The organism is Shouchella rhizosphaerae (assembly GCF_036700015.1).
GTDB lineage: Bacteria > Bacillota > Bacilli > Bacillales > Bacillaceae_D > Shouchella > Shouchella rhizosphaerae.
In genome coordinates this window covers 610897-636355 of sequence record NZ_CP144921.1, presented here as the reverse complement: position 1 = coordinate 636355, position 25459 = coordinate 610897, and the positions used below count along the sequence as shown (strand labels likewise).

28 protein-coding genes are annotated in these 25459 nt (G+C 44.8%); 24 read left to right on the top strand and 4 right to left on the bottom strand.

What is annotated here, in order from left to right:
• Nucleotides 1-55: 55 nt before the first annotated feature.
• The 9 genes from V5G21_RS03450 (at nucleotide 56) to sufB (ending at nucleotide 7716) form a co-directional block, all read left to right on the top strand.
• Nucleotides 56-601, top strand: coding sequence for a hypothetical protein (locus V5G21_RS03450; RefSeq protein WP_095294631.1), 546 nt, complete (start codon nucleotides 56-58; stop codon nucleotides 599-601).
• Entirely contained in the window at nucleotides 602-1525 is a 924-nt protein-coding gene (locus V5G21_RS03445) for an ABC transporter substrate-binding protein (protein ID WP_035202716.1), read from the top strand. It begins immediately after the preceding gene.
• 64 nt (nucleotides 1526-1589) lie between these two features.
• The gene (locus V5G21_RS03440) at nucleotides 1590-1955 is read left to right on the top strand and encodes a carboxymuconolactone decarboxylase family protein (RefSeq protein WP_011247822.1); all 366 of its coding nucleotides are present in this window, start codon (nucleotides 1590-1592) and stop codon (nucleotides 1953-1955) included.
• Between the two features lie 181 nt (nucleotides 1956-2136).
• Nucleotides 2137-2301: a hypothetical protein gene (locus V5G21_RS03435; protein ID WP_011247821.1), complete on the top strand. Its 165-nt coding sequence runs from the start codon at nucleotides 2137-2139 to the stop codon at nucleotides 2299-2301.
• Nucleotides 2302-2499: 198 nt separating this feature from the next.
• The gene (gene sufC, locus V5G21_RS03430; protein ID WP_011247820.1) at nucleotides 2500-3291 is read left to right on the top strand and encodes a Fe-S cluster assembly ATPase SufC; all 792 of its coding nucleotides are present in this window, start codon (nucleotides 2500-2502) and stop codon (nucleotides 3289-3291) included.
• A 50-nt stretch (nucleotides 3292-3341) separates the two neighbouring features.
• Nucleotides 3342-4652: a Fe-S cluster assembly protein SufD gene (sufD, locus tag V5G21_RS03425; protein WP_212937517.1), complete on the top strand. Its 1311-nt coding sequence runs from the start codon at nucleotides 3342-3344 to the stop codon at nucleotides 4650-4652.
• On the top strand, nucleotides 4649-5872 hold the full coding sequence (locus tag V5G21_RS03420) for a cysteine desulfurase (RefSeq protein ID WP_011247818.1): 1224 nt from the start codon (nucleotides 4649-4651) through the stop codon (nucleotides 5870-5872). Before sufD ends, V5G21_RS03420 begins: the two co-directional genes overlap by 4 nt.
• Nucleotides 5859-6302, top strand: coding sequence for a Fe-S cluster assembly sulfur transfer protein SufU (gene sufU, locus V5G21_RS03415; RefSeq protein WP_011247817.1), 444 nt, complete (start codon nucleotides 5859-5861; stop codon nucleotides 6300-6302). Before V5G21_RS03420 ends, sufU begins: the two co-directional genes overlap by 14 nt.
• Before the next feature lie 16 nt (nucleotides 6303-6318).
• Nucleotides 6319-7716 (top strand): Fe-S cluster assembly protein SufB, encoded by a 1398-nt coding sequence (gene sufB / locus V5G21_RS03410; RefSeq protein ID WP_063609515.1) that lies wholly within the window; start codon nucleotides 6319-6321, stop codon nucleotides 7714-7716.
• A 140-nt stretch (nucleotides 7717-7856) separates the two neighbouring features.
• Here the strand turns inward: sufB and V5G21_RS03405 are convergent, their stop codons facing one another.
• The 3 genes from V5G21_RS03405 to yhfH all read right to left on the bottom strand — a co-directional run bounded on the left by V5G21_RS03405 (nucleotide 7857) and on the right by yhfH (nucleotide 11308).
• Nucleotides 7857-9578: an IS1182 family transposase gene (locus tag V5G21_RS03405; RefSeq protein WP_338465217.1), complete on the bottom strand. Its 1722-nt coding sequence runs from the start codon at nucleotides 9576-9578 to the stop codon at nucleotides 7857-7859.
• Between the two features lie 151 nt (nucleotides 9579-9729).
• The gene (gene aceA, locus V5G21_RS03400) at nucleotides 9730-11001 is read right to left on the bottom strand and encodes an isocitrate lyase (RefSeq protein WP_095237297.1); all 1272 of its coding nucleotides are present in this window, start codon (nucleotides 10999-11001) and stop codon (nucleotides 9730-9732) included.
• Between the two features lie 169 nt (nucleotides 11002-11170).
• On the bottom strand, nucleotides 11171-11308 hold the full coding sequence (gene yhfH / locus V5G21_RS03395; protein WP_081427652.1) for a protein YhfH: 138 nt from the start codon (nucleotides 11306-11308) through the stop codon (nucleotides 11171-11173).
• 223 nt (nucleotides 11309-11531) lie between these two features.
• On the opposite strand from yhfH, the gene V5G21_RS03390 reads away from it, so the two are divergent.
• The 6 genes from V5G21_RS03390 to V5G21_RS03360 all read left to right on the top strand — a co-directional run bounded on the left by V5G21_RS03390 (nucleotide 11532) and on the right by V5G21_RS03360 (nucleotide 17397).
• Complete coding sequence (locus V5G21_RS03390; protein ID WP_011247814.1) at nucleotides 11532-11861, top strand: CAT RNA binding domain-containing protein; 330 nt, start codon at nucleotides 11532-11534, stop codon at nucleotides 11859-11861.
• 511 nt (nucleotides 11862-12372) lie between these two features.
• Entirely contained in the window at nucleotides 12373-13107 is a 735-nt protein-coding gene (locus V5G21_RS03380) for a class I SAM-dependent methyltransferase (protein ID WP_095237301.1), read from the top strand.
• Nucleotides 13108-13220: 113 nt separating this feature from the next.
• The gene (locus V5G21_RS03375) at nucleotides 13221-14210 is read left to right on the top strand and encodes an aldo/keto reductase (RefSeq protein WP_095255329.1); all 990 of its coding nucleotides are present in this window, start codon (nucleotides 13221-13223) and stop codon (nucleotides 14208-14210) included.
• 169 nt (nucleotides 14211-14379) lie between these two features.
• The gene (locus V5G21_RS03370) at nucleotides 14380-15198 is read left to right on the top strand and encodes a helix-turn-helix domain-containing protein (RefSeq protein ID WP_095237307.1); all 819 of its coding nucleotides are present in this window, start codon (nucleotides 14380-14382) and stop codon (nucleotides 15196-15198) included.
• Nucleotides 15199-15309: 111 nt separating this feature from the next.
• The gene (locus V5G21_RS03365; protein WP_095237309.1) at nucleotides 15310-16293 is read left to right on the top strand and encodes an ABC transporter substrate-binding protein; all 984 of its coding nucleotides are present in this window, start codon (nucleotides 15310-15312) and stop codon (nucleotides 16291-16293) included.
• 249 nt (nucleotides 16294-16542) lie between these two features.
• A complete protein-coding gene (locus tag V5G21_RS03360) occupies nucleotides 16543-17397 on the top strand; it encodes an aminoglycoside phosphotransferase family protein (RefSeq protein ID WP_095237310.1) in 855 nt (284 codons plus the stop codon).
• Nucleotides 17398-17590: 193 nt separating this feature from the next.
• Here V5G21_RS03360 and V5G21_RS21395 read toward each other — a convergent pair whose 3' ends face one another.
• Complete coding sequence (locus tag V5G21_RS21395; RefSeq protein ID WP_350006345.1) at nucleotides 17591-17695, bottom strand: hypothetical protein; 105 nt, start codon at nucleotides 17693-17695, stop codon at nucleotides 17591-17593.
• 279 nt (nucleotides 17696-17974) lie between these two features.
• Between V5G21_RS21395 and V5G21_RS03355 the strand changes: the two genes are divergently transcribed.
• From V5G21_RS03355 to V5G21_RS03315, 9 genes are all read left to right on the top strand, one after another.
• Nucleotides 17975-18253 (top strand): YwqI/YxiC family protein, encoded by a 279-nt coding sequence (locus V5G21_RS03355; RefSeq protein ID WP_011247807.1) that lies wholly within the window; start codon nucleotides 17975-17977, stop codon nucleotides 18251-18253.
• 4 nt (nucleotides 18254-18257) lie between these two features.
• Complete coding sequence (locus V5G21_RS03350) at nucleotides 18258-19790, top strand: LXG domain-containing protein (protein WP_035202705.1); 1533 nt, start codon at nucleotides 18258-18260, stop codon at nucleotides 19788-19790.
• 24 nt (nucleotides 19791-19814) lie between these two features.
• Nucleotides 19815-20129: a hypothetical protein gene (locus V5G21_RS03345; protein WP_011247805.1), complete on the top strand. Its 315-nt coding sequence runs from the start codon at nucleotides 19815-19817 to the stop codon at nucleotides 20127-20129.
• 29 nt (nucleotides 20130-20158) lie between these two features.
• The gene (locus V5G21_RS03340; protein ID WP_035202704.1) at nucleotides 20159-20977 is read left to right on the top strand and encodes a hypothetical protein; all 819 of its coding nucleotides are present in this window, start codon (nucleotides 20159-20161) and stop codon (nucleotides 20975-20977) included.
• 13 nt (nucleotides 20978-20990) lie between these two features.
• On the top strand, nucleotides 20991-21443 hold the full coding sequence (locus V5G21_RS03335; protein WP_011247803.1) for a PH domain-containing protein: 453 nt from the start codon (nucleotides 20991-20993) through the stop codon (nucleotides 21441-21443).
• Nucleotides 21444-21454: 11 nt separating this feature from the next.
• Nucleotides 21455-21838 (top strand): YwqH-like family protein, encoded by a 384-nt coding sequence (locus V5G21_RS03330; protein WP_011247802.1) that lies wholly within the window; start codon nucleotides 21455-21457, stop codon nucleotides 21836-21838.
• Between the two features lie 442 nt (nucleotides 21839-22280).
• Entirely contained in the window at nucleotides 22281-23132 is an 852-nt protein-coding gene (locus V5G21_RS03325; protein ID WP_095294646.1) for a DUF72 domain-containing protein, read from the top strand.
• A 77-nt stretch (nucleotides 23133-23209) separates the two neighbouring features.
• Nucleotides 23210-24055 (top strand): sulfite exporter TauE/SafE family protein, encoded by an 846-nt coding sequence (locus V5G21_RS03320; RefSeq protein ID WP_244153296.1) that lies wholly within the window; start codon nucleotides 23210-23212, stop codon nucleotides 24053-24055.
• 44 nt (nucleotides 24056-24099) lie between these two features.
• Nucleotides 24100-25446 carry a bifunctional UDP-sugar hydrolase/5'-nucleotidase gene (locus tag V5G21_RS03315; protein WP_338465216.1) on the top strand — a complete coding sequence of 449 codons (1347 nt, stop codon included), beginning with the start codon at nucleotides 24100-24102 and terminating at the stop codon, nucleotides 25444-25446.
• Nucleotides 25447-25459: the final 13 nt, after the last annotated feature.

The following is a 25459-nucleotide window of genomic DNA, read 5'->3' as shown; positions in this document are numbered from 1 at the left end:
GTTAGCGACGCGCTAACGGCATTTTTGCTTGTAAAAAGACAGGAGTGGTCTAACAATGGGCAAGGGGAAAGATATGCGCTATCTTTGCTATCCTTATATGCGTGAGGCGCAAACAACTGTCGATTTTGAAATACAATCTGATGCGCTGGCAGTTCGGATTGGACAAGCGGCTAGCTTAGTTGTGCCGTTAGAGGAATTACATAGTGATTTACTCAATTTGGTGGAAATGGTGTACCATTTAAATGGATCGGTACGCGGAAAGATGGCGATATCCGCTGCTGATGTACATAAGTTGAGCGATCTGTATGACCGCTATGTTGAAGAGACGGAGGAATCGATCAAGCAGTTTGTGTTGCCGCAAGGATCGGCAGCTGCCTGTGCTCTTCATGTGTGCCGCAGTGAAGCCAAGAAAACGGTACGTGCTTTGCATCGCGTCAGCTTGGAACGAGAAGTGCCAGAGAGGCTATTTGATTACGCCCATCTGTTGGCGAATGTGCTGTTTGTCATGGCTGTGTATGCAAACAAACGGCAAGGAATCGAGGAAATCCCATTTGTGAGCAAATCATACCCCGTAAAAACACGCAAAAAGGAGATTAATTAAATGAAAAAAAAGCTTTTGTTATCATCATTATTGCTTATTTGTGCGGTTGGCTGCCAATCGGACGAAGACAAGACAGAGGCCCACGAAGAACAGCCAGAGGGGCAATCGTATACAGTAACGGATGACAGAGGTGAAGACATTACGTTTGAAAAAATCCCAGAAACGGTTGTTTCTCTTGCTCCGAGCAATACAGAAATTTTGTTTGAACTTGGTGTAGGAGAAAAGGTGGTCGGTGTGACTGAATTTGATTTTTATCCTGAAGAAGCAAATGAAATCGAAAAAGTATCTGACTCACAAACAATTGATGCTGAACGAATTATTGAATTGAATCCTGATGTTGTCATTGGCTATACGATTGGGGCTCCTGATACGCTCGACCCTTTAGAAGACGCAGGGATTCCCGTGTTTGTGATTCACTCAGCCGCCAACTTTGAAGATGTTTATAGTGATATTGAACAAATTGCAGAAGTGATGGGCGTAACGGAAAGAGGCGAAGAAATCATAACGAACATCCAAGCGCAAATGGAGGAAGTGGCCACAAAAGTCGCCGAAGCGGAAGAAAAGGACGTGTATTTTGAAATTAGCCCATCTCCAGACATTTATACGACAGGAGCCAATACGTTCCAGCAAGAAATCATTAAAGCCGCTGGCTTAAACAATGTGTTTGCCGATGAAGAAGGCTGGCTTAAAATTGACGAAGAGCAAGTGATTGACCGCAATCCCGACTTGATCGCAACAACGGTCACCTATACAGAAGACCCAGTCGGCGAGATTAAAGGCCGCGCAGGCTGGGGAGGCATTGCCGCTGTCGAAAATGAGGAAATCTATTTGCTTGAAGCGGACATCATGGACCGTCCTGGTCCTCGTATCGGAGAGGCGGTCGAGCATTTGGCCCAAATTGCATACCCAGAGAAATTCGAGTAAATTGCATGCTCCTGGAACAAGTACTGCATACTAACAGTAACTTGACGGAAAGGGAGCAGAATCGATGAATCGTGAAAGTCATACTACAACAGAGCAGCACTTGGGACGATACAAAAAAGGCGTCGGTACTTATGAAGAAAAAATGCCCGCTTTTTCCCGAACATACAACGAGTTTACAGACCAGTGCTTTAAAGATGGGGCCTTGTCAAAAAAACAGAAGCATTTAATGGCGCTGGGCATGAGCGTTTATGCCCAAGATGAATATTGCATCATTTACCATACAAAAGGATGCGTTGACCATGGTGCTTCGGAAGAAGAATTGCTTGAAACAATAGCGGTTGCCACCGCCTTTGGCAGTGGTGCCGCCTTTAGTCAAGGAGCTACACTTGTACAGGAAGCCTTTGGTGAATTCGCAAAAGAGCTGCAATAACAATTGGTAACAGCCACTCTCTCATTATTGTTTGCATGTTATTCGTTTAGGGTAGAGAAAAACAGAACCGCAAATAGGCTGCTCGGTTTGCTTAGAGCTTAAATTGTAGCTTTGGTAAACGTTTGTGGTTCAAAAACAGGCATAACAAAATTGAGAGAGGGGATGAAGAACCATTCATAAGATGGATCTATCCTACACCACTGAGATGGAAAAAGGGTTGCAGCAGCGGCATGGAATGAGCTATGCCGAGTATGAGAACAGTTTAAAAAAACGACTGGAAGTGGAGAAGGCGCGGACAAAAGAGCATTATGCATGCAACCGTCTTGTTGAATCACTCCATTCCTAGTCAACGTAGATCAAAAACAGAGCCTCCTGCCCTACAGTGAAGGCTCTGTTTTTTTTGGGTAATTTATCGGGACGGGCTCCTTGAAGTGTGTGTCCATTTAGTATAAAATTAGAATGAGAATAGATTAATAATCATTAAAAAATGTCAGCGAGGTTTGCTGGAAACAGCATACCTGCTTAATTTATGGAGGGAATACACATGTCTGTACCAAACCTTAAGATTGAGAATTTACATGTCTCTATTGACGATAAGGAAATTCTTAAAGATTTCAACCTTGAGATCAACGGCGGAGAAATCCACGCGATCATGGGACCAAACGGAACAGGGAAATCAACGCTTGCTTCTGCCATCATGGGTCATCCAAAATATGAAATCACAAGCGGTTCTGTTACGCTAGACGGCGAAGACGTGCTTGAAATGGAAGTAGACGAGCGTGCTCGTGCAGGCATGTTCCTTGCGATGCAATACCCAAGCGAGATTAGCGGCATTACAAACGCCGACTTTTTGCGCTCTGCCATTAATGCGAACCGTGAAGAAGGCAATGAGCTGTCTTTAATGAAATTTATTCGCAAAATGGACGAAAAAATGGACGTTCTCGACATGGACCAATCCTTTGCGCAGCGTTATTTGAATGAAGGCTTTTCAGGCGGGGAGAAAAAGCGCAATGAAATTCTCCAATTGCTAATGCTTGAACCGAAAATCGCCATTCTTGACGAAATCGACTCAGGGCTTGACATCGATGCGCTAAAAGTTGTTGCCCAAGGTGTCAACCAAATGCGCGGCGAAGAGTTTGGCTGCTTGATCATTACCCACTACCAACGCCTTCTTGACTACATCACACCAGATAAAGTCCATGTAATGATGCAAGGCCGCATCGTTAAATCCGGCGGCTCTGAACTTGCTGAGCGTCTTGAAGCAGAAGGATATGACTGGATTAAAGAAGAATTGGGCATTGAAGACGAACGCGTTGATGCCAACCAAGAAGCGTAAGTGAGAACCAGTCGGAAGCTTTCACGATAAAACAGCAAAGGATGGTATGTATGTCAGTTGAGACGAACCCACTGATCGGTCCGGATAAGTTAAAAGAACGGTCCGAAGGAAAACAAGAACCAAAATGGCTAACGGACTTGCGTCTGGATGCATTGAATAAAGTCGAAAGCCTCGAGCTTCCTAAGCCGGATAAAACCAAAATCCACAATTGGGATTTTACGTCCTTTACTCAGGAACTTAGAGAACCAAAGGAAATTTCAAGCTTGGATGAGCTGTCCAGCGACATTCAGCAATTTGTTGATGAAGAAGCAACTGGAAACAGCTTGCTAATCCAAGACAATGGCAAAACGATCTTTCAAACAAATGCTGCTGAATTAGTAGAAAAAGGCGTTGTGTTTTGTGACTTTGCGACTGCGGTTAAAGAGCATGGCGATCTTGTTAAAAAGTATTTATTAACAGAAGCTGTTTCAGCCGACGAAAACAAGCTAACGGCGATGCATGCCGCATTGATGGAAGGCGGCGCCTTTATTTACGTGCCGAAAAACGTCAATGTTGAAGTGCCATTGCAAGCTGTTTATGCGGTTTCCGATGAAAAAGCCGGTTTGTTTAACCACGTATTGATCGTAGCGGAAGACAACAGCTCAGTCACGTATGTAGAAAATTACACAGGCTATGGCTCTGGTGCATCTGTAGCCAACTTAGTCGCTGAAGTCTATGTCGGCGCTGGTGCCCGCGTTTCCTTTGGCGGTGTCGATACGCTCAATGAAGATGCTACCACTTATGTTGTCCGCCGCGCCCATGTTGAACGCGACGGCCGCATCGATTGGGCGCTTGGGCAAATGAACGACGGCGATACGGTCGCTGAAAACATTACGTACTTGGTGGGCGACGGCTCTTATGCAGACGCAAAGCTCGTATCAGTCGGCACAGGCGAACAAAAACAAAACTTTACGACGCTCATTAAGCATTACGGCAAACATTCAGAAGGCTATATTTTAAAGCATGGCGTTATGACGGAACGTGCCCTTGGCATTTTTAACGGCATTTCAAAAATCGAAAAAGCAGCAACAAAGGCGCACGGCGAACAAACCGAACGGATTCTCATGCTCGGCGAACGTGCCCGGGGCGATGCCAATCCAATCCTTTTAATCGACGAAGATGACGTAACGGCTGGCCACGCTGCTTCTGTTGGCCGGATTGACCCGCTGCAAATGTTCTATTTAATGAGCCGCGGCATTTCACGGGCTGAAGCAGAACGCCTTGTCATCCACGGATTTTTGGAGCCTGTTGTTTCCCAGCTTCCAGTTGCGTCAGTCCGCAAGCAAATGAAAACGGTCATTGAAAGAAAGGCAAAACGATGAACGCAAAGGAGATAAAGAAGCTGTTCCCGATCCTCGACCAACAAGTAAACGGGAATCCTCTTGTCTATCTCGACAGCGCCGCCACTTCGCAAAAGCCAATCCAAGTCATTGAAAAGCTCGATGACTATTACCGCCGTTACAATTCTAATGTCCATCGTGGCGTGCATACGCTTGGTACGCTTGCTACTGATGAATATGAAGGCGCACGCGAAAAAGTCCGCGCTTTCTTGAATGCGCAAGACACGGCGGAGATTGTCTTTACTCGCGGCACAACCACGGCCATTAATTTAGTGGCGCAAAGCTATGGAACTGACCATGTCGGCGAAGGCGATGAAATTGTCATTACGCCAATGGAACACCATTCGAATATCATTCCATGGCAGCAGCTTGCCAAGCGGAAAGGGGCCGTGTTGAAGTATATCCCTTTGCAAGAAGATGGGACGATTGCATTAGCGGATGTCGAAAAAACGATAACGGAACGAACAAAAATCGTTTCCGTTGTCTACGTTTCAAATGTGCTCGGTACAGTTAACCCAATTGCTGAAATGGCGAAAGTCGCTCATAAACATGGCGCGGTCATGGTTGTGGATGGCGCCCAAGCCGCTCCCCATGTCCACGTGGATGTCCAACAATTAGACTGTGACTTTTTTGCTTTCTCGGCACACAAAATGTGTGGCCCCACTGGCATTGGCGCCTTATACGGCAAAAAAGCGCTGCTTGAAGCGATGGAGCCAATTGAATTTGGCGGGGAAATGATTGATTTTGTCGGTCTGCAAGATTCGACTTGGAAAGAGCTCCCGTGGAAGTTTGAAGGGGGAACGCCAATCATTGCTGGCGCAATCGGGTTCGGTGCTGCGATTGATTTTGTCACCGATTTAGGGTTTAATGAAATTGAACAGCACGAAAAAGAACTCGTTGACTATTCGTTTGAGCGTCTCGGCGATTTCAAAGATTTGACGATCTTTGGGCCAAAAGACCGTGCAGGGGTGATCACATTCCAGCTTGGCGACGTGCACCCCCACGATGTAGCGACTGTCCTTGATGCTGAAGGAATTGCTGTTCGCGCAGGCCATCATTGTGCACAACCGTTAATGAAATGGCTTGACGTTGTCGCCACTGCTCGTGCCAGCTATTATGTGTACAATACGAAAGAAGATATTGATGCTCTGGCAAACGGATTAGTCAAAGCAAAGGAGTATTTTAGCGATGTCTTCTCGTGATCTCGATACACTTTACCGGCAAGTGATCATGGACCACTATAAGAATCCCCGCAACCGCGGTGAGCTTGAAGGGGACACACTGACGGTAAATTTGAACAATCCCACATGTGGGGACCGTGTTCAAGTACAAATGAAAGTAGAAGATGGAAAAGTAGACCGCGCTGTATTTACAGGGGAAGGCTGTTCCATCAGCCTTGCCTCCGCTTCAATGATGACGCAAGCTGTCAAAGGCTTAACCGTCGAAGAAGCGCTGGCGCTGTCTAAGCTTTTTTCAGATATGATGCAAGGAAAGGACTATGATGAAGGCAAGTTTGACTTAGGTGACATTGAGGCGCTTACTGGTGTAACAAAATTCCCTGCACGAATTAAATGTGCGACGCTTGCTTGGAAAGCGCTCGAAAAAGGGCTGAACGACACGCATTCATCATAATTTAGGAGGGATATACGTGGCAAAAAATATGCCAGATATCGGAGAATACAAATACGGGTTTTCAGATCGTGACGTATCGATTTTCCGTTCAGGCCGCGGCTTGACGAAGGAGATTGTTGAAGAAATTTCCCGTATGAAAGAGGAGCCTCAGTGGATGCTTGATTTCCGCTTGAAGTCGCTCGAACAATTTTACAAAATGCCAATGCCACAGTGGGGCGGCGACCTCTCTGAGCTAAACTTTGACGACATCACGTACTACGTGAAAGCTTCTGACAAAACGGAACGTTCATGGGATGAAGTGCCGGAAGAGATCAAAAACACATTTGACAAATTGGGCATTCCAGAAGCAGAACAGAAATACTTGGCCGGCGTTTCCGCACAGTACGAGTCCGAAGTGGTTTACCACAACATGAAAGAGGACTTGGAAGCAATGGGTGTCGTCTTTAAAGACACAGATTCGGCTCTAAAAGAGAACGAAGACATCTTTAAAGAGTACTTTGCTACGGTCATACCTGCTGCAGACAACAAATTTGCAGCGCTCAACTCAGCTGTATGGTCTGGCGGATCGTTCATTTATGTACCTAAAGGAGTCAAAGTTGACACGCCGCTGCAAGCGTACTTCCGCATCAACTCAGAAAACATGGGCCAATTCGAGCGGACACTCATCATCGCTGATGAAGATAGCTCTGTCCATTATGTAGAAGGCTGTACTGCACCCGTTTATACAACGAACTCGTTGCACAGCGCAGTCGTCGAAATCATTGTTAAAGACAATGCGTACTGCCGCTACACGACGATCCAAAACTGGGCGCCAAACGTCTACAACCTCGTTACAAAACGGGCCGTGGCTGACAAGGGCGCGACAATGGAATGGGTCGACGGCAACATCGGCTCTAAACTAACAATGAAATACCCTGCTGTCATCATGCGTGGCGAAGGCGCAAAAGGAACCGTTCTTTCGATTGCGATTGCCGGCAAAGGCCAGCACCAAGACGCAGGCGCGAAAGTAACGCACCTTGCGCCAAACTGTTCATCAACGATTGTATCAAAATCGATTTCCAAACAAGGCGGCAAAGTCACATACCGCGGCATTTGCCACTTTGGCCGCAAATCAGACGGCTCGAAATCTAAAATTGAGTGCGACACACTCATCATGGATAACCAGTCCACATCGGATACAATCCCGTACAATGAAATTTTGAACAACAACATCACACTTGAACACGAAGCGACAGTTTCCAAAGTGTCCGAAGACCAGCTTTTCTACTTGATGAGCCGCGGCGTTTCTGAAGAAGAAGCAACCGAAATGATCGTCATGGGCTTCATCGAGCCATTCACGAAAGAGCTGCCAATGGAATACGCAGTCGAAATGAACCGCTTGATTAAGTTCGAGATGGAAGGTTCGATTGGATAATACAAGAATAACCCTTGTCACATAACATTTGTGGCAAGGGTTTAACTTGTTATTTTGCATTTTTCCACGGTAGTATACGCTGGTCCTTGATGGCTGATTTCCTTTGGTAAAATACGATGACCTGGCCAAGATGTCAATTGCTATTCTGCTAGACAACAAGTAGAGGTTGTCCCAAAAGCCTTTAAAATGAAGAAGGGGAGTCGAGATCTGACTTGATCTCGACTCCCCTTTATTTGGATGGATCGGTATTTCGGTGAATGATGGCGGGCAAGGCCCGCCATTTTCTTCAGATTGAGGGCCAACCCCAGCCAACCAAGCTCCACCGTCACCTTTTCCAACCCGCGAAGGTGGAATCGTCGAAACCCGAGATTTTGTTTGGCATGCCCAAATACACTCTCGACGTCCGTTTTTCTTTGCGCGTAGAGTGTGGCTCCTCTTTCACTATGTAGTTTTGCCGCTTCTTTGGCTTTGAGTTCCTCGTAGATGGGGTTGTAATGGATTTGCCGAGGCCCCTTGCCCCTCGTACAGTCTGCTTTGAACGGACACCCCTCACAGGACTCGCATTCATACATCTTGAAGTCGCGCTTGAATCCATAACGATCGGTACGTCGGCTATAGGCTTTAAAGGCGACCTTCCGGTTGTTTGGGCACCAATAGACATCCTCGTGTTCGTCATACCGCCAGTTATACGGATGGTAGGCTTGCTTTAGGAATGATCGTTTTTGTTCTTGGCGATAGGTGTTGTAGGGAATGAGCGATGTGACCGTTTCTTGCTCTTCCATGTAAAGATAATTGCTTTCACTTCCGTAGCCTGCATCGGCAATGAACCAGTTTGGCAAAGGCAGACCTGTCGCTTTAAAGTGCTCAAAATGCGGGATCAAACAACGGGTATCGGTTGGGTTTTGGTGAACCGTGTAGTGAAGAATGAATTGGTTTTGTGTCGCCACTTGCCAGTTATACCCTGCCTTGAGTTGCCCATTGTTCATGTGATCGTCTTTCATCCGCATGAACGTGGCATCTGGGTCGGTTTTAGAAAAGCTGTTGCGCTCGCCAAAGAGGCCCATCTGTTCTTCGTATTTTTCCAAACGAGGAAGATGGTCTTTCGTTAAGCTTCGGTAGGCCTTTCGTAGTGGCTTGCTCGCTTCTTGGTGGGCGCGTTTTTCTTCTTTGGATGGGGCTACTGCGATTGCTTGGTCCATCGCATTCAGTTCCTTTTCCACCTTTGTGACGACGTCTTGAAGACGTTTGTGGCTGATCCGTTGCCGTTCAAACGTGGCATCTTCCTGCTTGAAGGTTTCGGTATCCAACGCAATCGCTTCTTGAATGACCTCTAACGTTTCCTCGATTTTCATTTGAAGCTTTTCTTCGTGGGAAAGCGTGCTCTTTTTCCAAACGAACGAGTATTTATTGGCGTTCGCTTCGATTTTGGTGCCATCGAGAAAATACGCCTCCAAGTCGACATAGCCTTCCTCGATTAGGAGATGCGTCATTTCGGTATACAGGCCTTCCATCAACGATTGGAAACGTTCTGAGCGAAAGCGATTGATCGTCCGAAAGTTCGGGGCTTGTCCAGCAGCGAGCCACATCATCGGCAGGTTTTCTTTGAGGGCTTGTCCCATGGCTCGGCACGAGAACCAACGTTGCGTATACGCATATAGGACAATCTTTGTCATCATTTTCGGATGATAGGCGGGTCTGCCTCCGCCTTCATACGCACGAACAAAGAAATCGTCATCCAACCCATCCACCACGTCACTGACCACACGCGCGACATGATGTTCGGGGATAAGATCGGAAAAATCCATAGGCAGATAGAGTTGATTCATGGTATACTCTTGGAAAGTGACCTTTGGGTTACGCAAAAAAATCGCCTGCTTTCGTTTGAATTTTGGTAGTGGTACCTTCATTTTAAACGATTGGGCGGTTTTTTTGTGCTTTTTTATCTAAATGCAAAAAAGCCACCCCAAAAGGTCATTTATCTATGACCTTTTGGGACAACTCCTTTTCACGTTTTTAAGATTGAAACTGTTCGGCTTCAGTCGATCCCTTCAGGGCAGTGGTTGATGAAGTCCCGCCTGTTACGACTTGGGCGACTTCATCAAAGTAGCTCGTTCCGACTTCGCGCTGATGCCTTGTTGCCGTGTAGCCGTGGGCTTCGCTGGCAAATTCAGCCTGCTGAAGATCAGAGTACGCCGCCATTCCGCGGTGCTTATATTGGCGGGATAATTCAAACATGCCATGGTTTAAAGCGTGGAAGCCGGCCAGTGTGACAAATTGAAATTTATAGCCCATTTCCCCAAGTTGTTTTTGGAAGTTCAAGATGGTGTGATCATCCAGTTTGGCTTTCCAGTTAAACGAAGGGGAGCAATTGTAGGCGAGCAGTTTGCCTGGGAATTTTTCATGGATCGCTTGTGCGAACCGGCGTGCTTCTTCAATATTCGGCTCAGACGTTTCACACCAAATCAAATCGGCATATGGCGCATATGCCAATCCTCTCGCAATCGCTTGATCAAGACCTGACTTTGTTTTGAAAAACCCTTCCGCTGTTCGTTCTCCTGTTAAAAACGGTGCATCATATGAATCGACGTCGCTTGTGATTAGGTCAGCGGCATTGGCATCTGTACGAGCAATAAGAATGGTCGGGACTCCCATCACGTCTGCTGCGAGACGGGCGGCAATCAAATTACGTACTGCTGTTTGCGTCGGAAGCAGCACTTTTCCGCCTAAATGCCCGCACTTTTTCTCAGAAGATAGCTGATCTTCAAAGTGAACTCCTGCGGCGCCTGCTTCAATCATGCTTTTCATTAACTCGAACACATTTAGCTGTCCACCAAAGCCTGCCTCCGCATCGGCCACAATTGGCGCATACCAATCGATGTCTTCTTTTCCTTCCATGTGGGAAATTTGATCCGCGCGTTGCAGCGTACGGTTGATTTTTTTGACGACTTCGGGTACGCTGTTTGCCGGATAAAGGCTTTGATCAGGATACATACTCCCTGCCAAATTGGCATCAGCAGCCACTTGCCAACCGCTTAAATAAATCGCTTTCAATCCGGCTTTTACTTGCTGCATCGCTTGGTTTCCAGTTAAAGCGCCTAGCGCTGGGACGAAATCCTCTGTATGGAGAAGTTTCCACAGCTTTTCGGCACCGCGCCTGGCAATTGTGTATTCAATCTCGAGCGTGCCCCTTAGCCGCATAACATCAGCAGCCTCATACGGCCTTATGATCCCTTTCCAGCGTTCTTCATGCTCCCAGCTTTCTACGAGTTGTTTTTCTTCTAGCATCGCACATTCCCCCAATTATACGTTTTTTCATCTAGCTTCAGCTGCCCAATTAACTATCCTGCCATTATCAAAACGTGTCATCGTTGCGTCCTCCGTTTAGCGATATGAAAATTTCCCGCTCTGTAGCATTCACCTCCGCTGTGCACATAGTGTTATAAAACAGTTCTGGCTACTCACCTTTTTTAGCAAGGCAGCGCTCACATTCCATAAAGTAAGATTCAGCTTGCTCTTCCATCTGTTCACCACATTCAGGACATGTTTTCCTCGGAAGCGTTCTGTAAAAGTCAATTGGATTTTTCAAGCTCATTGGTCTCCCTCCTTTTTATATAACAGTATGTTATAATTATTTCTGTTGTGGTACAGTATACAACGCAAAAATGAAAATGTACACACCTTTTTTAAAAAATTTTTCTATTTTTTCATTCACTAAAGAGGGGACATAAGGAGAGAGGAGGAGGACAATGAAAAGGAATCGCCGACAACGAATATAAGGATGTCGGGGCGATACAAAGTGAGCTAGCTATTAAATCATGCAAATTAAGAAAGTATTTAATAACCATGTTGTCCTAGCACAGAATGAATGGGATCAAGAAATGGTCGTAATGGGCAGGGGCTTGGCTTTTCAAAAAAAGGCAGGTGAAACGATCGATACAGCTAAAATCGAAAAAACATTTGTTTTGGAAAAAAGGGGTGTGTCGGATAAGTTAGCGAAATTATTACGAGATACGTCAGAACTATATTTAAACATTGCCTCTAAGATTTTAGATTATGCGAAATCACAATTGTCATATAAACTGGATGGCTATTTGTATGTAGACTTGGCGGACCACATGAGTTTTGCAATTAAAAGCCTATCTTAAGGAAAAAAGTATTGACATTGAAATGGAAGCTGGCGATCTTGACCTCCTCCGTGAACATACGGTTGATTATATGGGCATAGTTACTACATGTTTTTTGTAGCAAGCACGGATCCAGAACAGTTAAAATGCAAACTGCCAACAATCTCTTTGCGGATGTGAAAAATCCGTACTTAGAGGCATCAAGTGGGGGTGGCAAATTGATCCAATTGGTTTGCGCACGGTGTGCAACCAACTATATGGTCTGCCAAAAGCCTCTATTTATGTTGATCGCGACAGCAATGGCAAAGGATCAAATAAACGCTATAAAAAGACAAATTTTAGCTGGTACCAAAATGTCATTGCCACAAATGGAGAACAGCTTTAGCTACTACAAGCGACTTGAGTTTTAAGCTCAAGTCGTTATTTGCCGCGCTACACGAAAAGGTTGATTTATAATAAAGGGAAGCGTTGCGCGTGCAGGTGCTCAAAATCAAACAATGGCGCTGGCTAGGAAGGAAGAGGAGACGGACAAATGAAGCAGAATAAGTATGACGATAAGGCATTCTTTGCCGCTTATGAAAAAATGCCTCGCTCTGTAAAAGGGCTTGCCGGTGCAGGAGAATGGCATGTGTTAAAGGCACTATTGCCTGATATGCGGGGGAAAGCCGTGCTTGATTTAGGCTGCGGTTTTGGCTGGCATTGCCGCTATGCCAGGGAACAACAGGCGCGTTCTGTAGTAGGCGTTGATTTATCAGAAAAAATGCTGGAAAAAGCACGAGAAAAAACAAATGACCCGTTCATTTCTTATTTAAACATGGCGATCGAAGACATCGATTTCCCAAGGGCACAGTTCGATGTTGTCATCAGTTCGCTCGCTTTCCACTATATCAAGTCCTTTAGGCCAATTTGCAAGAACGTTTACGATTGTCTAAAAGCCGAGGGAACAGTCGTTTTTTCAGTAGAACACCCGATTTTTACTTCTCGCCACCAACAAGATTGGTGTTACGACGACCAAGGAAACCGCCAGCATTGGCCTGTTGACCATTACCAATCAGAAGGAAGGAGGGAAACGTCTTTTTTGACTGAACAAGTGATTAAATACCATCGTACACTTTCTACCTATATCAATGATTTGATAGAGGCTGGTTTTCGGATCAACGCTGTTAAAGAACCCACTCCTTCTGAGGACACATCTGCCCTTAGCCGGGAAATGAAAGATGAATGGAGAAGGCCAATGTTTCTAATTATTTCTGCGCAAAAGCCATAACTGTAAACGATGAATGAGTAAAGCGCTTACGAAAATGATATAAATGCGTCACATTGCCATATACGCCGTTCCCAAGCCATGCTAAAGTATAAGAAAAAGGAGTGTCTTGCTTTATGTATACAGCAACGCCTTCACGTTATGATGATATGATATACAACCAATGCGGAAAAAGCGGCTTGAAGCTTCCAGCTATTTCATTGGGATTGTGGCAAAACTTTGGCGCCGACACGAGCCAGGCTAAAGTAAAAGAAAAAATTTTTCGTGCGTTTGATTTAGGGATTACTCATTTTGACTTGGCCAACAATTATGGCCCTCCTCCTGGTTCTGCCGAAGCAGCAATGGGCACGATACTAAACAGCGAACTAAATCGCTATCGGGATGAACTCATTATTTCGACGAAAGCAGGCTACGACATGTGGCCTGGCCCATACGGGGATGGCGGTTCAAGAAAGTACCTCATCGCTAGCCTTGACCAAAGCCTAAAACGGCTAAATCTCGACTATGTCGATATTTTTTACCACCACCGCTATGATCCCAACACGCCTCTGGAAGAAACAATGGCTGCACTTGACGCCATTGTCCGCCAAGGAAAGGCGCTCTATATTGGCTTATCGAATTACGGGCCTAAAGAAACAAAACAGGCGGCCACAATTTTAAAACAGTTAGGCACGCCTTGTGTCGTTAACCAGCCTTCGTATTCGATGTTGAACCGTTGGATTGAGGGAGGGCTGCAAGACGTCCTCGCTGAAGAAGGAATTGGCACTGTCGCTTTTGCACCGCTGGCGATGGGGCTTTTAACTTCAAAATACTTGCACGCTATTCCAGAAGGATCCAGGGCGGCTAAAAACGATTGGTTTAAAGCAAATGTGACCGAGGAGCAAGTAGGGAAAGTAAAAGAGCTTCATAAAATGGCCGAGAACCGCAGGCAAACAATGGCCCAGTTTGCTTTAGCATGGGTATTAAGGGAGGGCAGCGTCACGTCTGCTTTAATCGGGGCGAGTTCCATCGAACAAATCGAAGAAAATGTAGCTGCATTGAACAATTTGTCCTTTAGCCGCGAAGAATTACATGCAATTGATTCAATTGTAGGCAGCGATAAATGATGAAAAAGAGGAGAGTGATGCGTACTCTCCTTTTTTTGTGACCGCTAGGCTTGAATGGGTGTAGCGATCGAGGCAACTTTTAAGGAATCCATCATCCAGTTATTGCTATGGACAGAGCCGTGGCAAACGATTACGCTAAGGAGCATAAAGCAAGAAAAGAGGTGTTTGCATGGAACGGTACAACCAGTTGGCCCAAGCTTTTGCGTACACACCTATCCATGTTTATGGCGTCTATAAGAGCAGACTTGAAGCCAATCGCCTTTACCGTGGCCATGTTGACCAGCCGACGGCTTATGGCGGGCTTATTCTAGGGCTTCGTGGCAGCGCACGCTTTACGTTTAACGGTTCTAATTCAATCGAAGTCAACCAAGGAAAAGCAATCATCGGCGGCTATCAAATGCGTTTAGCGTTAGAAGTCGGTGAAACGGGCTGTGAATATGCGCTTATTCATTTTTTAGCAGACGGAAGGACGCCACAGGCAGCTTTGTTTCAAAAAGCCCACCAACTAGAGTACCTATTTGAACCGAGTATTTTGCAAATGGTTGATGAGCTTATACAAATCGATGCGGAGCCGGGGGAGATAGCGGCGCTGCAAAAAAAAGCGTTGTTCTACCAATTGCTTGCACATGTCCTTCGATTAGCGCGTTTGCAGCAGAAACCTAAAAACAGTGAAGTGATGGAAGAGACAATCCGTTATATCCATGCCCATTACCATGAACCGATAACATTAGGGCAATTGGCTGCTCGTTATGATATGACGCCTAAATATTTTTCTGCCGCTTTCCGGAAATGCACAGGAGTTGGCCCGATTGACTATGTGATCCATTGCCGTATGAAGCGAGCGCACCAACTACTAATGACAGGAGCGTTTACTGTCAGTGCGGTTGCCCGCAGCGTCGGGTATCAGGATCCCTATTATTTTAGCAGGTTGTTCAAAAAGCAGTTTGGAGTCGCTCCTAGCTACGTTCTTCTAGAAATGAAGAAATAATCCATCTGTAAAACAGGAAACTGTCTATTTTACATGAAGTCATTCCTTGTTATCATTTTAAATGATAATGATTATCACTATTAATAGATAAGAACGAAAGGAACGTACTTTATGCACCATTCACTTAAATCACTTGCTTCAAGCCTTTTGCTGTTAGTGCTTCTAGGAGCTTGCTCAGGTAATGTGGGTAACGATGCCAATGACGATACAGAGAAAAGCAGTGAGCCCACTGTCTCAAGCGCGTTTCCGCGGACATTGGAAGATGCGAACGGAGACTTTACTCTTGAAAAAGCGCCGCAAAAAGTAGCTATTGCCCATTGGGGATTTATCGATTCATTTCTGCTTTTTGACACGCCTTCTGCTGCGGTTGTGCTGCCTTTTTCAGCAGAACAGTCTGTTTTAAAAACAGACGTGTACGAGCCTTATGTAGAAACGTTCGACGAGCTAGAAGTGGTAGGCGAAAACCAGCAAGTGAATTTGGAAGCGTTGCTTGCCTATGAACCAGATTTAATTATTGCAGGGAACCAAGTAAATGAGGATATCGACCAACTGCAACAAATTGCGCCTGTTTTTGTCGTAGATGAGGAAGAAGTCAACGTATGGGGAGACTGGCCTGCACTCGTGTCTTTGTTTGGCGACATTCTTGGCCAAGAAGATGTTGCTGAATCATTTATTCGTTCTTTTGAACAAAAAGTCGAGGAAGGGCGCGAAAAAGTAGCGAATATAGAAGGCGAAGTTGCCTTTTTACAAGCACGAGAAGCCACTGCTTGGCTGCAAGGTACGAACTACTTGCCATTGTACTATGACCTATTGGGGCTGTCTGTTCCAGATGCATCAATTATGGAAGAAGGGGCAGAAATATCTCTTGAAGGGATAAGCGAATTAAACCCTGATCACCTTTTCATTGGCTATTTTCAAGGAGACAGCGACTCTTCTTCTTCAATCATCCATGAATGGGAAGAGACGAATGTGTGGAACAGCCTGCAAGCAGTAGAAAAAGGACAAGTGTATGAAATGAATGGCGAGCTTGCCCTTGGCTACGGGCCAATCGGGCAATCGTACGGGCTCGACCAAGTGGTAAAAGCATTGGAGTGAAAAATGCACAGCCTGCTAAACGCTGGAAAGCGCTTGGCAGGCTTTTCTTGTCATGTAGAACAGCAAGTACGACGGTAAGCAGGAATGTCGCTGATGTAACTCGAATTGAGAGTAAAATTGCTAGCAAAGCAGTGTACGATAAAAGCCGATGCATTTATGAAATAAGGGGTGGTAGCATGAAAAATAAAAGCTGTTATGCAAATGTAATCTTGTCGTCTGAAATAAAATCTGTTCAAAAGCGGAGGACTTATGGAACCAACGATCGAATTAGCGAGAAAATTAATAGCTCAACAGTTTCCAGAGTGGTCAAACTTAGAGATTAAACATGTGCAAAAAAGCGGTCATGACAATCGGACTTTTCGCCTTGGCGATACGATGAGTATACGCTTGCCTAGTCATGAGGCATACGCGCCTCAAGTTGAGAAAGAGGCAAAATGGTTGCCTATGCTTGCCCCTCATTTTGACTTGCCAATTACAGTACCGATTGCGAAAGGGAAGCCTTCTCGTTTGTACCCGTATTCTTGGTCTGTCAATCGATGGATTGAAGGGCAAACTCCTGACAGAAGCAACACTGATTTACAACAATTAGCCGTTGATTTAGCCGCCTTTTTAAAAAAGCTGTACTCGATTGATAGCACAGGCGGCCCTATAGCCGGCAAACATAACTTTTTTCGTGGCGGAGATTTAGCAGTTTATAAACATGAAACAGAAACGGCGATCGCAATGTTAGGCGAGCAAATCGATGGCGATGCATGTGCACACGTTTTTAAAGAAGCATTAAGCTCAAAATGGAGCAAACCGTCAGTCTGGGTACATGGAGACGTGGCTCCAGGGAATTTGCTAGTTAAAAACCGAAAACTAGCTGGCGTGATTGATTTCGGCAGTTCAGGTGTAGGCGACCCTGCATGCGATTTAGTGATGGCATGGACATTTTTTGACAAAGACAGCCGAAACGTATTTAAAGAGAAAATCGGTCTTGACGCAGATACGTGGAACCGCAGCAAAGGGTGGGCTTTATGGAAAGCGTTAATTACGTACAATTCCAAAGTCGATGACGTTCGTCAAAATGCTCATTCCACCATCAAAGAAATCTTACAAGATTAGCGAGTTGAAAGAGAGAGGGTTAGATAGCCTCTCTCTTTTTTTACAGGATGTTCCAGCTATGCTAGGCGGCGGTCAACTGCAATCATTGAAGCGATTAGAGGCAACTGTTTTAGCCCACAGACAAGGCTCAGAAACGAACCAATCGCTTTATCGGTAAACCAACAGCACGTTTCCGCACTGAAACACTTTTGCCTCAACTAGTGTTAGCTTTTCGTAGTATTGTTAAATAACCGTTGTCCCTATCCAATAAAACAGGATTGACGATAAGGCGGTACTCATCAATTAAGTCATGTTTCATAAAGGTTTGGGCAATGTTTGCACCGGCAAAGAGGGCATATTTTCGATTAAAATAATAAGCCTTATTTAACAGGATAAAAGTCATTCATTTGCCCGTTTATTCTAATCAAAAAGGAGGAAAATCGGACTGTTTTAACACGATCTTATTGTATGGTAAACTCGACAATAGAAGGATGTTTTTTCCAAGGGTTATATCTCCAATATTGACAAAATGATATTGGTTTTTAAATACATAAATTTAACATTCTGCGATAGGTCGAGAAATGGAGGTAGTGAACAGGTGAGTGGTGAAATTAAGTTAAATCCAAGGATTGTCCTTGATCAAGTGAGCAAGCTTCGTGACCATATTAATGAAGTAACACCAAGTCAGTCAGCTTATACCAATGAAGGAACGATACTCGAATCGATTGAACTAGCAATAGAAAATATGGAGAATTTACAACAGTTACTTACCGATTATCAGGCATTGGTGCTTGATAATGCCGATCATATTGAAAAAATGATCAATGACTTCGTTGCTGCAGAAGAGCAAGTAGCCAATCAAATAAAGGGAGGATAGGAGCATGGGCCAAAAATCACTTGATGCGGCACAGACGATTGACATGCTTCAAGCAATGGCTTCAGAAACATCCGATCAAAATGGCCAGTTTGCCGGATTCAGTAGTTGGATGATCAGTCAACATTTACAATCAGGAGGCAGGTTAAGTTCAGGAAAGACGGCAACCGCAATAGCCAACTTTTGGAGTGAAGCACACGGACCGTTTTTAAATTTACTTCGAGATGTGATGGATGATTTTTCAAACAAACTTGAGCAAATACAAAACGCCATATCCGATGCTTTTACAAGTGAAGCTGTGTTAAAAGAATCGTTTATGATGGATCAACTTTATGATGAACTAGATCAATTGAAAAACGTAGTTCGTAATTTTGGAGATGCGCTAGCAGACATTAAAAACGAGTATAGCGACGTATTGGCAATGCCGTCATTCGATGACTCCAAAATCGAACAAGGACTGACGAAATCGCAAGAAAAACTCCAAGAAACCACCGCCTACTTGTACGAAATGGATGCAAAAATGAAAACGCCAATGGAGTATATTGCCGAAGACATTGCATTAATGCATACATACGTTGACAGAATTCGGTCAATGATCTCAAACGGTTCTGTTTCGATTGAAAACTTCTCAAGAGGTCAAATAAAGGACGAAGAAGCGTATAAGAATATGAAGAGTGCGTGGACTGAAAGAAACCTTCATAATACGATGGAGTACATCAATTTATTTTTAGGAAAACCTTTTGGAGTCTTTGATAATTATATTTTGGGAACTGTAGATATCCTTTCTGGGGCGGCAATAGGTCTCAGTCATTATGCAAATACTGGGAAAGTATCATTCAAGCCTAAATCTATTGTCTCATCACACCTAAGTATGTATAAAAATTCCGCAAAAATAATAGATAAGTTTACTAATATATATAATGGAGCCAAGTCAGTTGCTAAGAACTCAATAGAAGCTGGTTATTCTAGAATAGCACAGAATACATCTGCGCAGAAATTTAGTGATATAGTCAAAAAAGTGGAATCCAAGGTATCTCTTTTTACGGAAAGTAAAGTGGGAAAGTTTTTAGGCCCAGTAGGAGTTATGTTCACTGGTCTAAGTCATGTAGATGAGTTAACAAGCCCTGATAATAGGGATAAAACCCAAGCAGTGAAAGCGGCAAGATTCATAACTGGAGTGGCAGTAGAAGCTGGAGGAGCGGCACTAGGTGCCTCAATTGGGGCAGCAGTATTAGCTCCTGTACCAGGGGGACCAATTATAGGGGCTGTAATAGGTGGGATAGTTGGTGGTGAAGTTGCTGGAAAGGCTGTAGATTATGTGAAAGATGGAGCAGAGTATGTAGTTTCAGGTCAAATGTTAGATGACATGAGACGAGTAGGAAATAATGTAGTTTCAGCAGTTAGCAATACCGTTGATTCAGTATCAAGTGTAGCGGATGATCTCATAGACAATGTAAAAACAGTTGCAAGTGATGTTGGTGATGCGGTTGAAGGGTTTTTTAGTAATGCAGCTGATAGTGTATCTGGTTGGTTTAGATAAAATGAATAGGAGATGGTACTTCCATTGGCAAATATTATTAGTTACATAATAGGTCTAGCCATTGCTTTTCAGATAATTACAGCTATGCTGCTTCTCATTCTAGGTAAAAATACGCCTTTTGTTATATTAGTTAATAAGCTATATGAAGAAACACCGAGAGGTACATACGATAAAATAATGAATGCATTTTATTATGCTTACTTTGGTATTGCTGTACTTTTATTTCAGATTGCAATCGAAAGGTTTGGAGGCATAAAAGGGAGGTTGGTTTTTCTTTTAGAAGGGATAGGGATACTTGTGGTACTTGCTATTTTAGCCAACATCCCCCACATGTTCTAAAAACGGCATTTTTTGAAAGGAGAAAAAAGATGAAGCCCTTTATGCGGTGTACGACGGAGGAATGGATGCTTCTTTTGACGATGTGTGGCTATGAGGTGTTGGCCAAGTCGTTAGGAGAGGAAGTGTTTGGCGAAAAATCAGAAGAGAGCTGGGAAACGTTGTTTGAATGTGCAGCGCATCAACTTATGCTTAAAGGGGTTTGGGATGATGAGAAGGCTTCAAAGGATGAGGTTCCGCTTGCGGATGGGCTGCAATCTTTTATTCGCAGTGTAGCTGAAGCAAAGCAATTGATCCGTTTATCAAACCCACTGACCAATGAAGCATTATTATTTAGGCGTATCGGCGACGGCCAATGGATTGAACATTACATAAAGCAAGAAATTATCCAAGAGTTTCATCCTGTTGATGCAAAGAGTATAGAGAAGAACATGCATCAGTTCATTGAATATAAAGATTTAGAACCGAGCAACGAGATTGAATTCACGATGTCAAATGGCGCTTTTACTGCGCTAAGTGACCAGCGGCATGTAAAAGAAGTAAAAATGTACTGGCTTGAAGCAACTAGGCAAAATGAAGCGTGGTTTGATGAATTTGCAGAAGCGCTTTTAGCGAATGATTGGAAGTTTTTTAATACAAGTGTGATCCATGTTTCACTTGATGGAGAACAGACAGAAACAGATTTGAATGACCTATTGTTTCATATGCCTGCACGAGATGGAGTTTGGTTTGTAAGATACAAAGATGTTCATTCAAACGAAGATGTCATTATTCAAAAAACATCTTTTTCTAAATGGAAAGAAGTGTGTAACGAATTCCTTGAACGGACAGTCTTCCACGCTGCCAAATAAAGGAGGGTGTTTTATGAACATATACAAAACATCACGAGATAAGAAGGTTGTATTTGGTTACAGTGCGTTGGTTGTGGGGTTGACTGCTATTATGGCGATTGTGTTCATGGTCGAAGACTCCATTGGGCGTTTATTGTTTTTTGGCCTTTTATTTATGATTGGAATGATTTATTTTGTTGGCGGGATGGTGTTTATTACATATGAGTTGAAAGAAGAGGGTTTGTTTGTTCAAGCTGGTTTAATTAGCCGTTTTTACTCTTATGAAAGCATGACAGCGCTTGAACCGATGGGCAGCCCTTTTTCTGGGAAAGAGCGTATCGTTGGCTCTTCTCAAGGATTTAATATCAAACATAATGGGCCAAAGGGAGAGGTGAAAGTCTCGCCTGAGCGGATGGAAGAATTTAAACAGGAGCTGCTCAAACGTGCGCCACATTTAGATGTGCAAGTGAAAGCAGATAGTCGATAGGAGGAAGACACATGTCGGTTGAATTTTATCGAAATCGAATACGGGAGACGGAAAATGCCATCCAAGCAGCCAATGAAAAAATTGCTCGCTTAAGAGCGTGCAGGGCCCACTTAATTGGACAGGAAATTATCATGGGCGATACAAAACATACTTTTAAAGAACCGGAATTAACGAAAGAGAATTGGTATGGCAAGCATGCGGATGAATTTGATGCTGAGCGTGAATCGGAAGTGGTGGGCCCTTATCAAGATCTCCTCAATGAAGTCGGCAATACAATTGAAAAGGCGACGAACGAAATCAGTGCTACACAAGATGTCATCAACTTCCAAAGTAGTTTGCTAAGCAATTATCAAATCGGTCTTGAACGGGCAATCGAGAGGGAAAAGGAAGAGTAGGATTGCCGCTGTTTTTTGGTCGCCAGCATATTTATGCATACAAACGCTCAGAGAATCGTTCTCTGGGCGTTTTTTGGTTTCCTTTCGGTAAGATTGCAGCAATGTATCAAATCTGCGTTTCGTAAGTTTGTGTATGTGGAACTAACATTTTACAAGAGATTGCGGTGAACTACCCACCACTTACCACCCTTACAGGCTGCTTGAAGTGGGGGCTTCTTGGGTAATCGCCCCTTTTGGTAGCTGACGAAATGGACCAAGCTAACCCTCTTGTTCCAAGAGTTTATCGATTCATTAGGCAGTGGCTAATAAGCGAATCCCTTCTTCGCTCGACCGATATTCATCTCCCCCTTACCGCACTGCTACGCCCTTCACACGCTTGAAGGGGGAGACTTCTTTTGGAAATATGTTAAAATAGAGAGAAATGTGCGGGAGGCGTTTTTTAGTGATTTACATAGGTTTAAGCGGCTGGGGTGACCATCATCGCTTATACGAAGGCGTAAAGCCAGCAGAAAAGTTGCAAACGTATGCGGGCTATTTTCCGATTGTGGAGTTGGATGCCTCGTTTTATGCCGTTCCACCCCAATCGTCGATCCGAAAGTGGGTAGACGAAACGCCGGCGTCCTTTCAATTTGTTGTCAAAGCGTATCAGGAAATAACAGGCCATCAGCGGGGAGAGTCGCCTTCTCCTTTTCAATCGAAGCAAGAGATGTTTTCTGCATTTATAGAATCAATCCAACCGATGGCGGAAGCAGGCAAACTAGCGATGGTTTTATGCCAGTTTCCCCCTTGGTTTGATGTTCAGAAAAAACACGTTGCTTGGCTTCGTGTAGTGCGCGAACAGTTGAAAGGTTTTCCGGTCGCGCTTGAATTCAGGCATGAATCGTGGTTTTTGCCTGCTTACCGTGAGAAAACGCTCGCGTTGATGCGCGAGGAAAATTGGATTCACAGCATTTGTGATGAACCTCAAGCCGGGGCACGCTCGATTCCAACTGTGCTCGAGCCAACCGACCGCCAAAAGACATTGGTTCGTATGCATGGACGCAATGTCCATGGTTGGAATGGGCCGAGCAAAGGGCAAGAATGGCGTGATGTTCGCTATTTGTATAATTACAACGAACGGGAGCTTGCTGAATGGAAAACGCGCCTTCAGTCGCTGCGACAACAATGTGAGCACATTTATGTGGTTTTTAACAACAATTCTGGCGGTCATGCCGCCCAAAACGCTCGCGCGTTGATCGAGATGATGGGCATCGAATATACGGACCTGGCGCCAAGACAGTTGGATTTATTTTAACAGCACGCGAACAGCAAGCGTCTAAGCGTTGTGCTGTTTCAGGGTGGCACTAGCTTTTTGGGTGTCCATATTTAAATATGATTATACAGAAAGCTGGTTTTTTAATGGAATATGTACTGCTCGTATTAGTAGGTTTTGCTGCAGCGGCGTTTGGGAGTTTGCTCGGTCTTGGGGGCGGTGTAATCGTCGTGCCTGCTTTGCTTGGACTCGGTAGCTTGTTTGCTGCTGTCGACGTCATTTCTCCGCAAACAGCTGCAGGCACGTCTTTATTTGTTATGATTTTTACTGGCATTTCTTCTGTGCTAGCCTATCATAAACAGAAAACGATTGATTGGAAAAGCGCACTTCTTTTTTTGATTGGTATTGTTCCAGGGGCGATTCTTGGGACTAGCGCCAGCAAAGTGTTGTCAACGGATTCGTTTATGGTTTATTTTGGCCTTTTTATGCTCGTTATTGCGGGTAGTTTATTTTTGCGGGGAAAGCTAAAACGCAAAGATGCGCCTGTTAAAGGGGTGATCCGTGAGAGCACGGATGAAGCTGGAAATCGTTATGTTTATGGCTATTCGCCTACTGCCGCCATTGTAGTCAGCATTGGCGTGGGCTTTTTATCGAGCCTTTTCGGCGTCGGTGGAGGGGCGTTAATGGTTCCCGTCATGATTGTCTGGTTTGGGTTCCCTGCTAAAATAGCTGCTGCAACCGCCATGCTTGTTATTTTGTTTTCGGCCGTGTCAGGTTCAGCTGCCCATTTTGCGGCTGGTCACATCCACTGGCTTTATGCACTGGCGCTTATTCCTGGCGCGTGGTTTGGTGGCAAGGCGGGTGCTTGGCTCAACCAACGAATTCGCTCGAACTTGCTCGTGTGGTTGATGAAGCTTGTCTTTATCGGGCTTGCGGTGCAGTTTATTCTCCAAGGCCTGCTGTAAACACCACACATCAGGAACAGATCGAAATAAGAGGAGGCGACTTTGTGACCAAGACGGTTACCATTTATCATACAAACGACATCCACAGCGGTTTTGCCACATGGCCGCGGATTGTCTCATATATAAAGCGGCATCGCCATCCCCTTATGCGCTATGTCGATTTAGGAGACCATGCAGACAGGGCAAACCCGCTTACAGAAGCGACTTACGGAAAAGGAAACATTGAGCTATTAAATGAAGCAGGCGTTGATTTTGCCGTGCCTGGCAACAACGAAGGTGTGACATTTTCCAAACAAATGCTTTACGAGATGTACGAGCACGCTTCATTCCAAGTGCTTGCCGCCAATTTAATTGACCAACAAACAGGGACTTATCCGCACTGGATCAAACCTTATTGGATCGATGAAATGGAAGGTGGCATTCGGATCGGCTATATTGGCTACACTGCCTCCATGATCCATTTCTATGAGCAGTTGGGTTGGGATGTCGCTTTTTCTATAGAAAGACTTCGCCAGTTGGCGCAACAAGTTGCTGCCAAGACAGATGCACTTGTCCTTCTCTCTCATCTAGGGCTGCCACGGGATGAACAAATTGCTGCTGAAATTACTGAAATTGATGTCATTATCGGTGCCCATACACACCATGCCCTCCCATATGGAAAGCGCATTAGTGGGAAACTGATCGCTCAAGCGGGCAAACATGGCCAATACTTGGGGAAATTGTCGCTTGAATTTGCAGAAGGAAGCCATAAATTTCTTTCCGCAGAAGAAGAACTGCTTGACCCCCGGAATTTTGATGAGGATCCGGGTGCGCGTACGCTCCTACAGTCGTTGCAAACAAAGGCGCAAGCTGCTTTAAGTGCGCCTGCGGCCGTTCTTACACGAAAGCTGGAAGTCAAATGGTTCGAACATTCGGCTGGGCCGCAAGCGCTGTGTGACGAACTGAGTGCTTGGTGCGGCGCTGAGCTTGGGATGCTAAATGCAGGCGTGCTGTTGGAAAGCTTGCCGGAAGGGCCAGTCACGTACGGTGATCTTCATCGCGTTTGCCCTCATCCGATTAACCCGTGCATTGTTGAGTTGACCGGTGCGGAACTGACCGAAACGATTGAGCGTGCGCAAACCGATGATATTGTACAATTGCAGTTAAAAGGATTTGGTTTCCGAGGGGAAGTGCTCGGGACGATGGTATATACAGGAATTGACGTCAAGCCTGAAGGCATCTTCGTTTGTGGCAAACCGATTGTTGCCGAACACATTTACAGACTGGCGACATTGGACATGTATACGTTTGGGTTTTTGTTCCCGAAAATTGCCGAGGCGAAAAAGAAAACGTATTTGCTCCCTGAATTTTTGCGCGATATTCTGCTGGACATGTTGAAAAAATGGCACTGATTTCTTTGCCTGC

Bases quoted from the DNA above. Each gene is read 5' to 3' on its own strand.
- V5G21_RS03390 (WP_011247814.1), top strand. From the start codon at position 11,532: ATGCAAATTAAGAAAGTATTTAATAACCATGTTGTCCTAGCACAGAAT.
- yhfH (WP_081427652.1), bottom strand. From the start codon at position 11,308: ATGAGCTTGAAAAATCCAATTGACTTTTACAGAACGCTTCCGAGGAAA.
- aceA (WP_095237297.1), bottom strand. From the start codon at position 11,001: ATGCTAGAAGAAAAACAACTCGTAGAAAGCTGGGAGCATGAAGAACGC.
- V5G21_RS03320 (WP_244153296.1), top strand. From the start codon at position 23,210: ATGATTATACAGAAAGCTGGTTTTTTAATGGAATATGTACTGCTCGTA.
- V5G21_RS21395 (WP_350006345.1), bottom strand. From the start codon at position 17,695: ATGAAACATGACTTAATTGATGAGTACCGCCTTATCGTCAATCCTGTT.
- V5G21_RS03370 (WP_095237307.1), top strand. From the start codon at position 14,380: ATGGAACGGTACAACCAGTTGGCCCAAGCTTTTGCGTACACACCTATC.
- sufC (WP_011247820.1), top strand. From the start codon at position 2,500: ATGTCTGTACCAAACCTTAAGATTGAGAATTTACATGTCTCTATTGAC.
- V5G21_RS03445 (WP_035202716.1), top strand. From the start codon at position 602: ATGAAAAAAAAGCTTTTGTTATCATCATTATTGCTTATTTGTGCGGTT.
- V5G21_RS03440 (WP_011247822.1), top strand. From the start codon at position 1,590: ATGAATCGTGAAAGTCATACTACAACAGAGCAGCACTTGGGACGATAC.
- V5G21_RS03450 (WP_095294631.1), top strand. From the start codon at position 56: ATGGGCAAGGGGAAAGATATGCGCTATCTTTGCTATCCTTATATGCGT.
- sufU (WP_011247817.1), top strand. From the start codon at position 5,859: ATGTCTTCTCGTGATCTCGATACACTTTACCGGCAAGTGATCATGGAC.
- V5G21_RS03360 (WP_095237310.1), top strand. From the start codon at position 16,543: ATGGAACCAACGATCGAATTAGCGAGAAAATTAATAGCTCAACAGTTT.
- V5G21_RS03340 (WP_035202704.1), top strand. From the start codon at position 20,159: ATGAAGCCCTTTATGCGGTGTACGACGGAGGAATGGATGCTTCTTTTG.
- sufD (WP_212937517.1), top strand. From the start codon at position 3,342: ATGTCAGTTGAGACGAACCCACTGATCGGTCCGGATAAGTTAAAAGAA.
- V5G21_RS03380 (WP_095237301.1), top strand. From the start codon at position 12,373: ATGAAGCAGAATAAGTATGACGATAAGGCATTCTTTGCCGCTTATGAA.
- V5G21_RS03435 (WP_011247821.1), top strand. From the start codon at position 2,137: ATGGATCTATCCTACACCACTGAGATGGAAAAAGGGTTGCAGCAGCGG.
- V5G21_RS03330 (WP_011247802.1), top strand. From the start codon at position 21,455: ATGTCGGTTGAATTTTATCGAAATCGAATACGGGAGACGGAAAATGCC.
- V5G21_RS03375 (WP_095255329.1), top strand. From the start codon at position 13,221: ATGTATACAGCAACGCCTTCACGTTATGATGATATGATATACAACCAA.
- V5G21_RS03420 (WP_011247818.1), top strand. From the start codon at position 4,649: ATGAACGCAAAGGAGATAAAGAAGCTGTTCCCGATCCTCGACCAACAA.
- V5G21_RS03350 (WP_035202705.1), top strand. From the start codon at position 18,258: ATGGGCCAAAAATCACTTGATGCGGCACAGACGATTGACATGCTTCAA.
- V5G21_RS03335 (WP_011247803.1), top strand. From the start codon at position 20,991: ATGAACATATACAAAACATCACGAGATAAGAAGGTTGTATTTGGTTAC.
- V5G21_RS03365 (WP_095237309.1), top strand. From the start codon at position 15,310: ATGCACCATTCACTTAAATCACTTGCTTCAAGCCTTTTGCTGTTAGTG.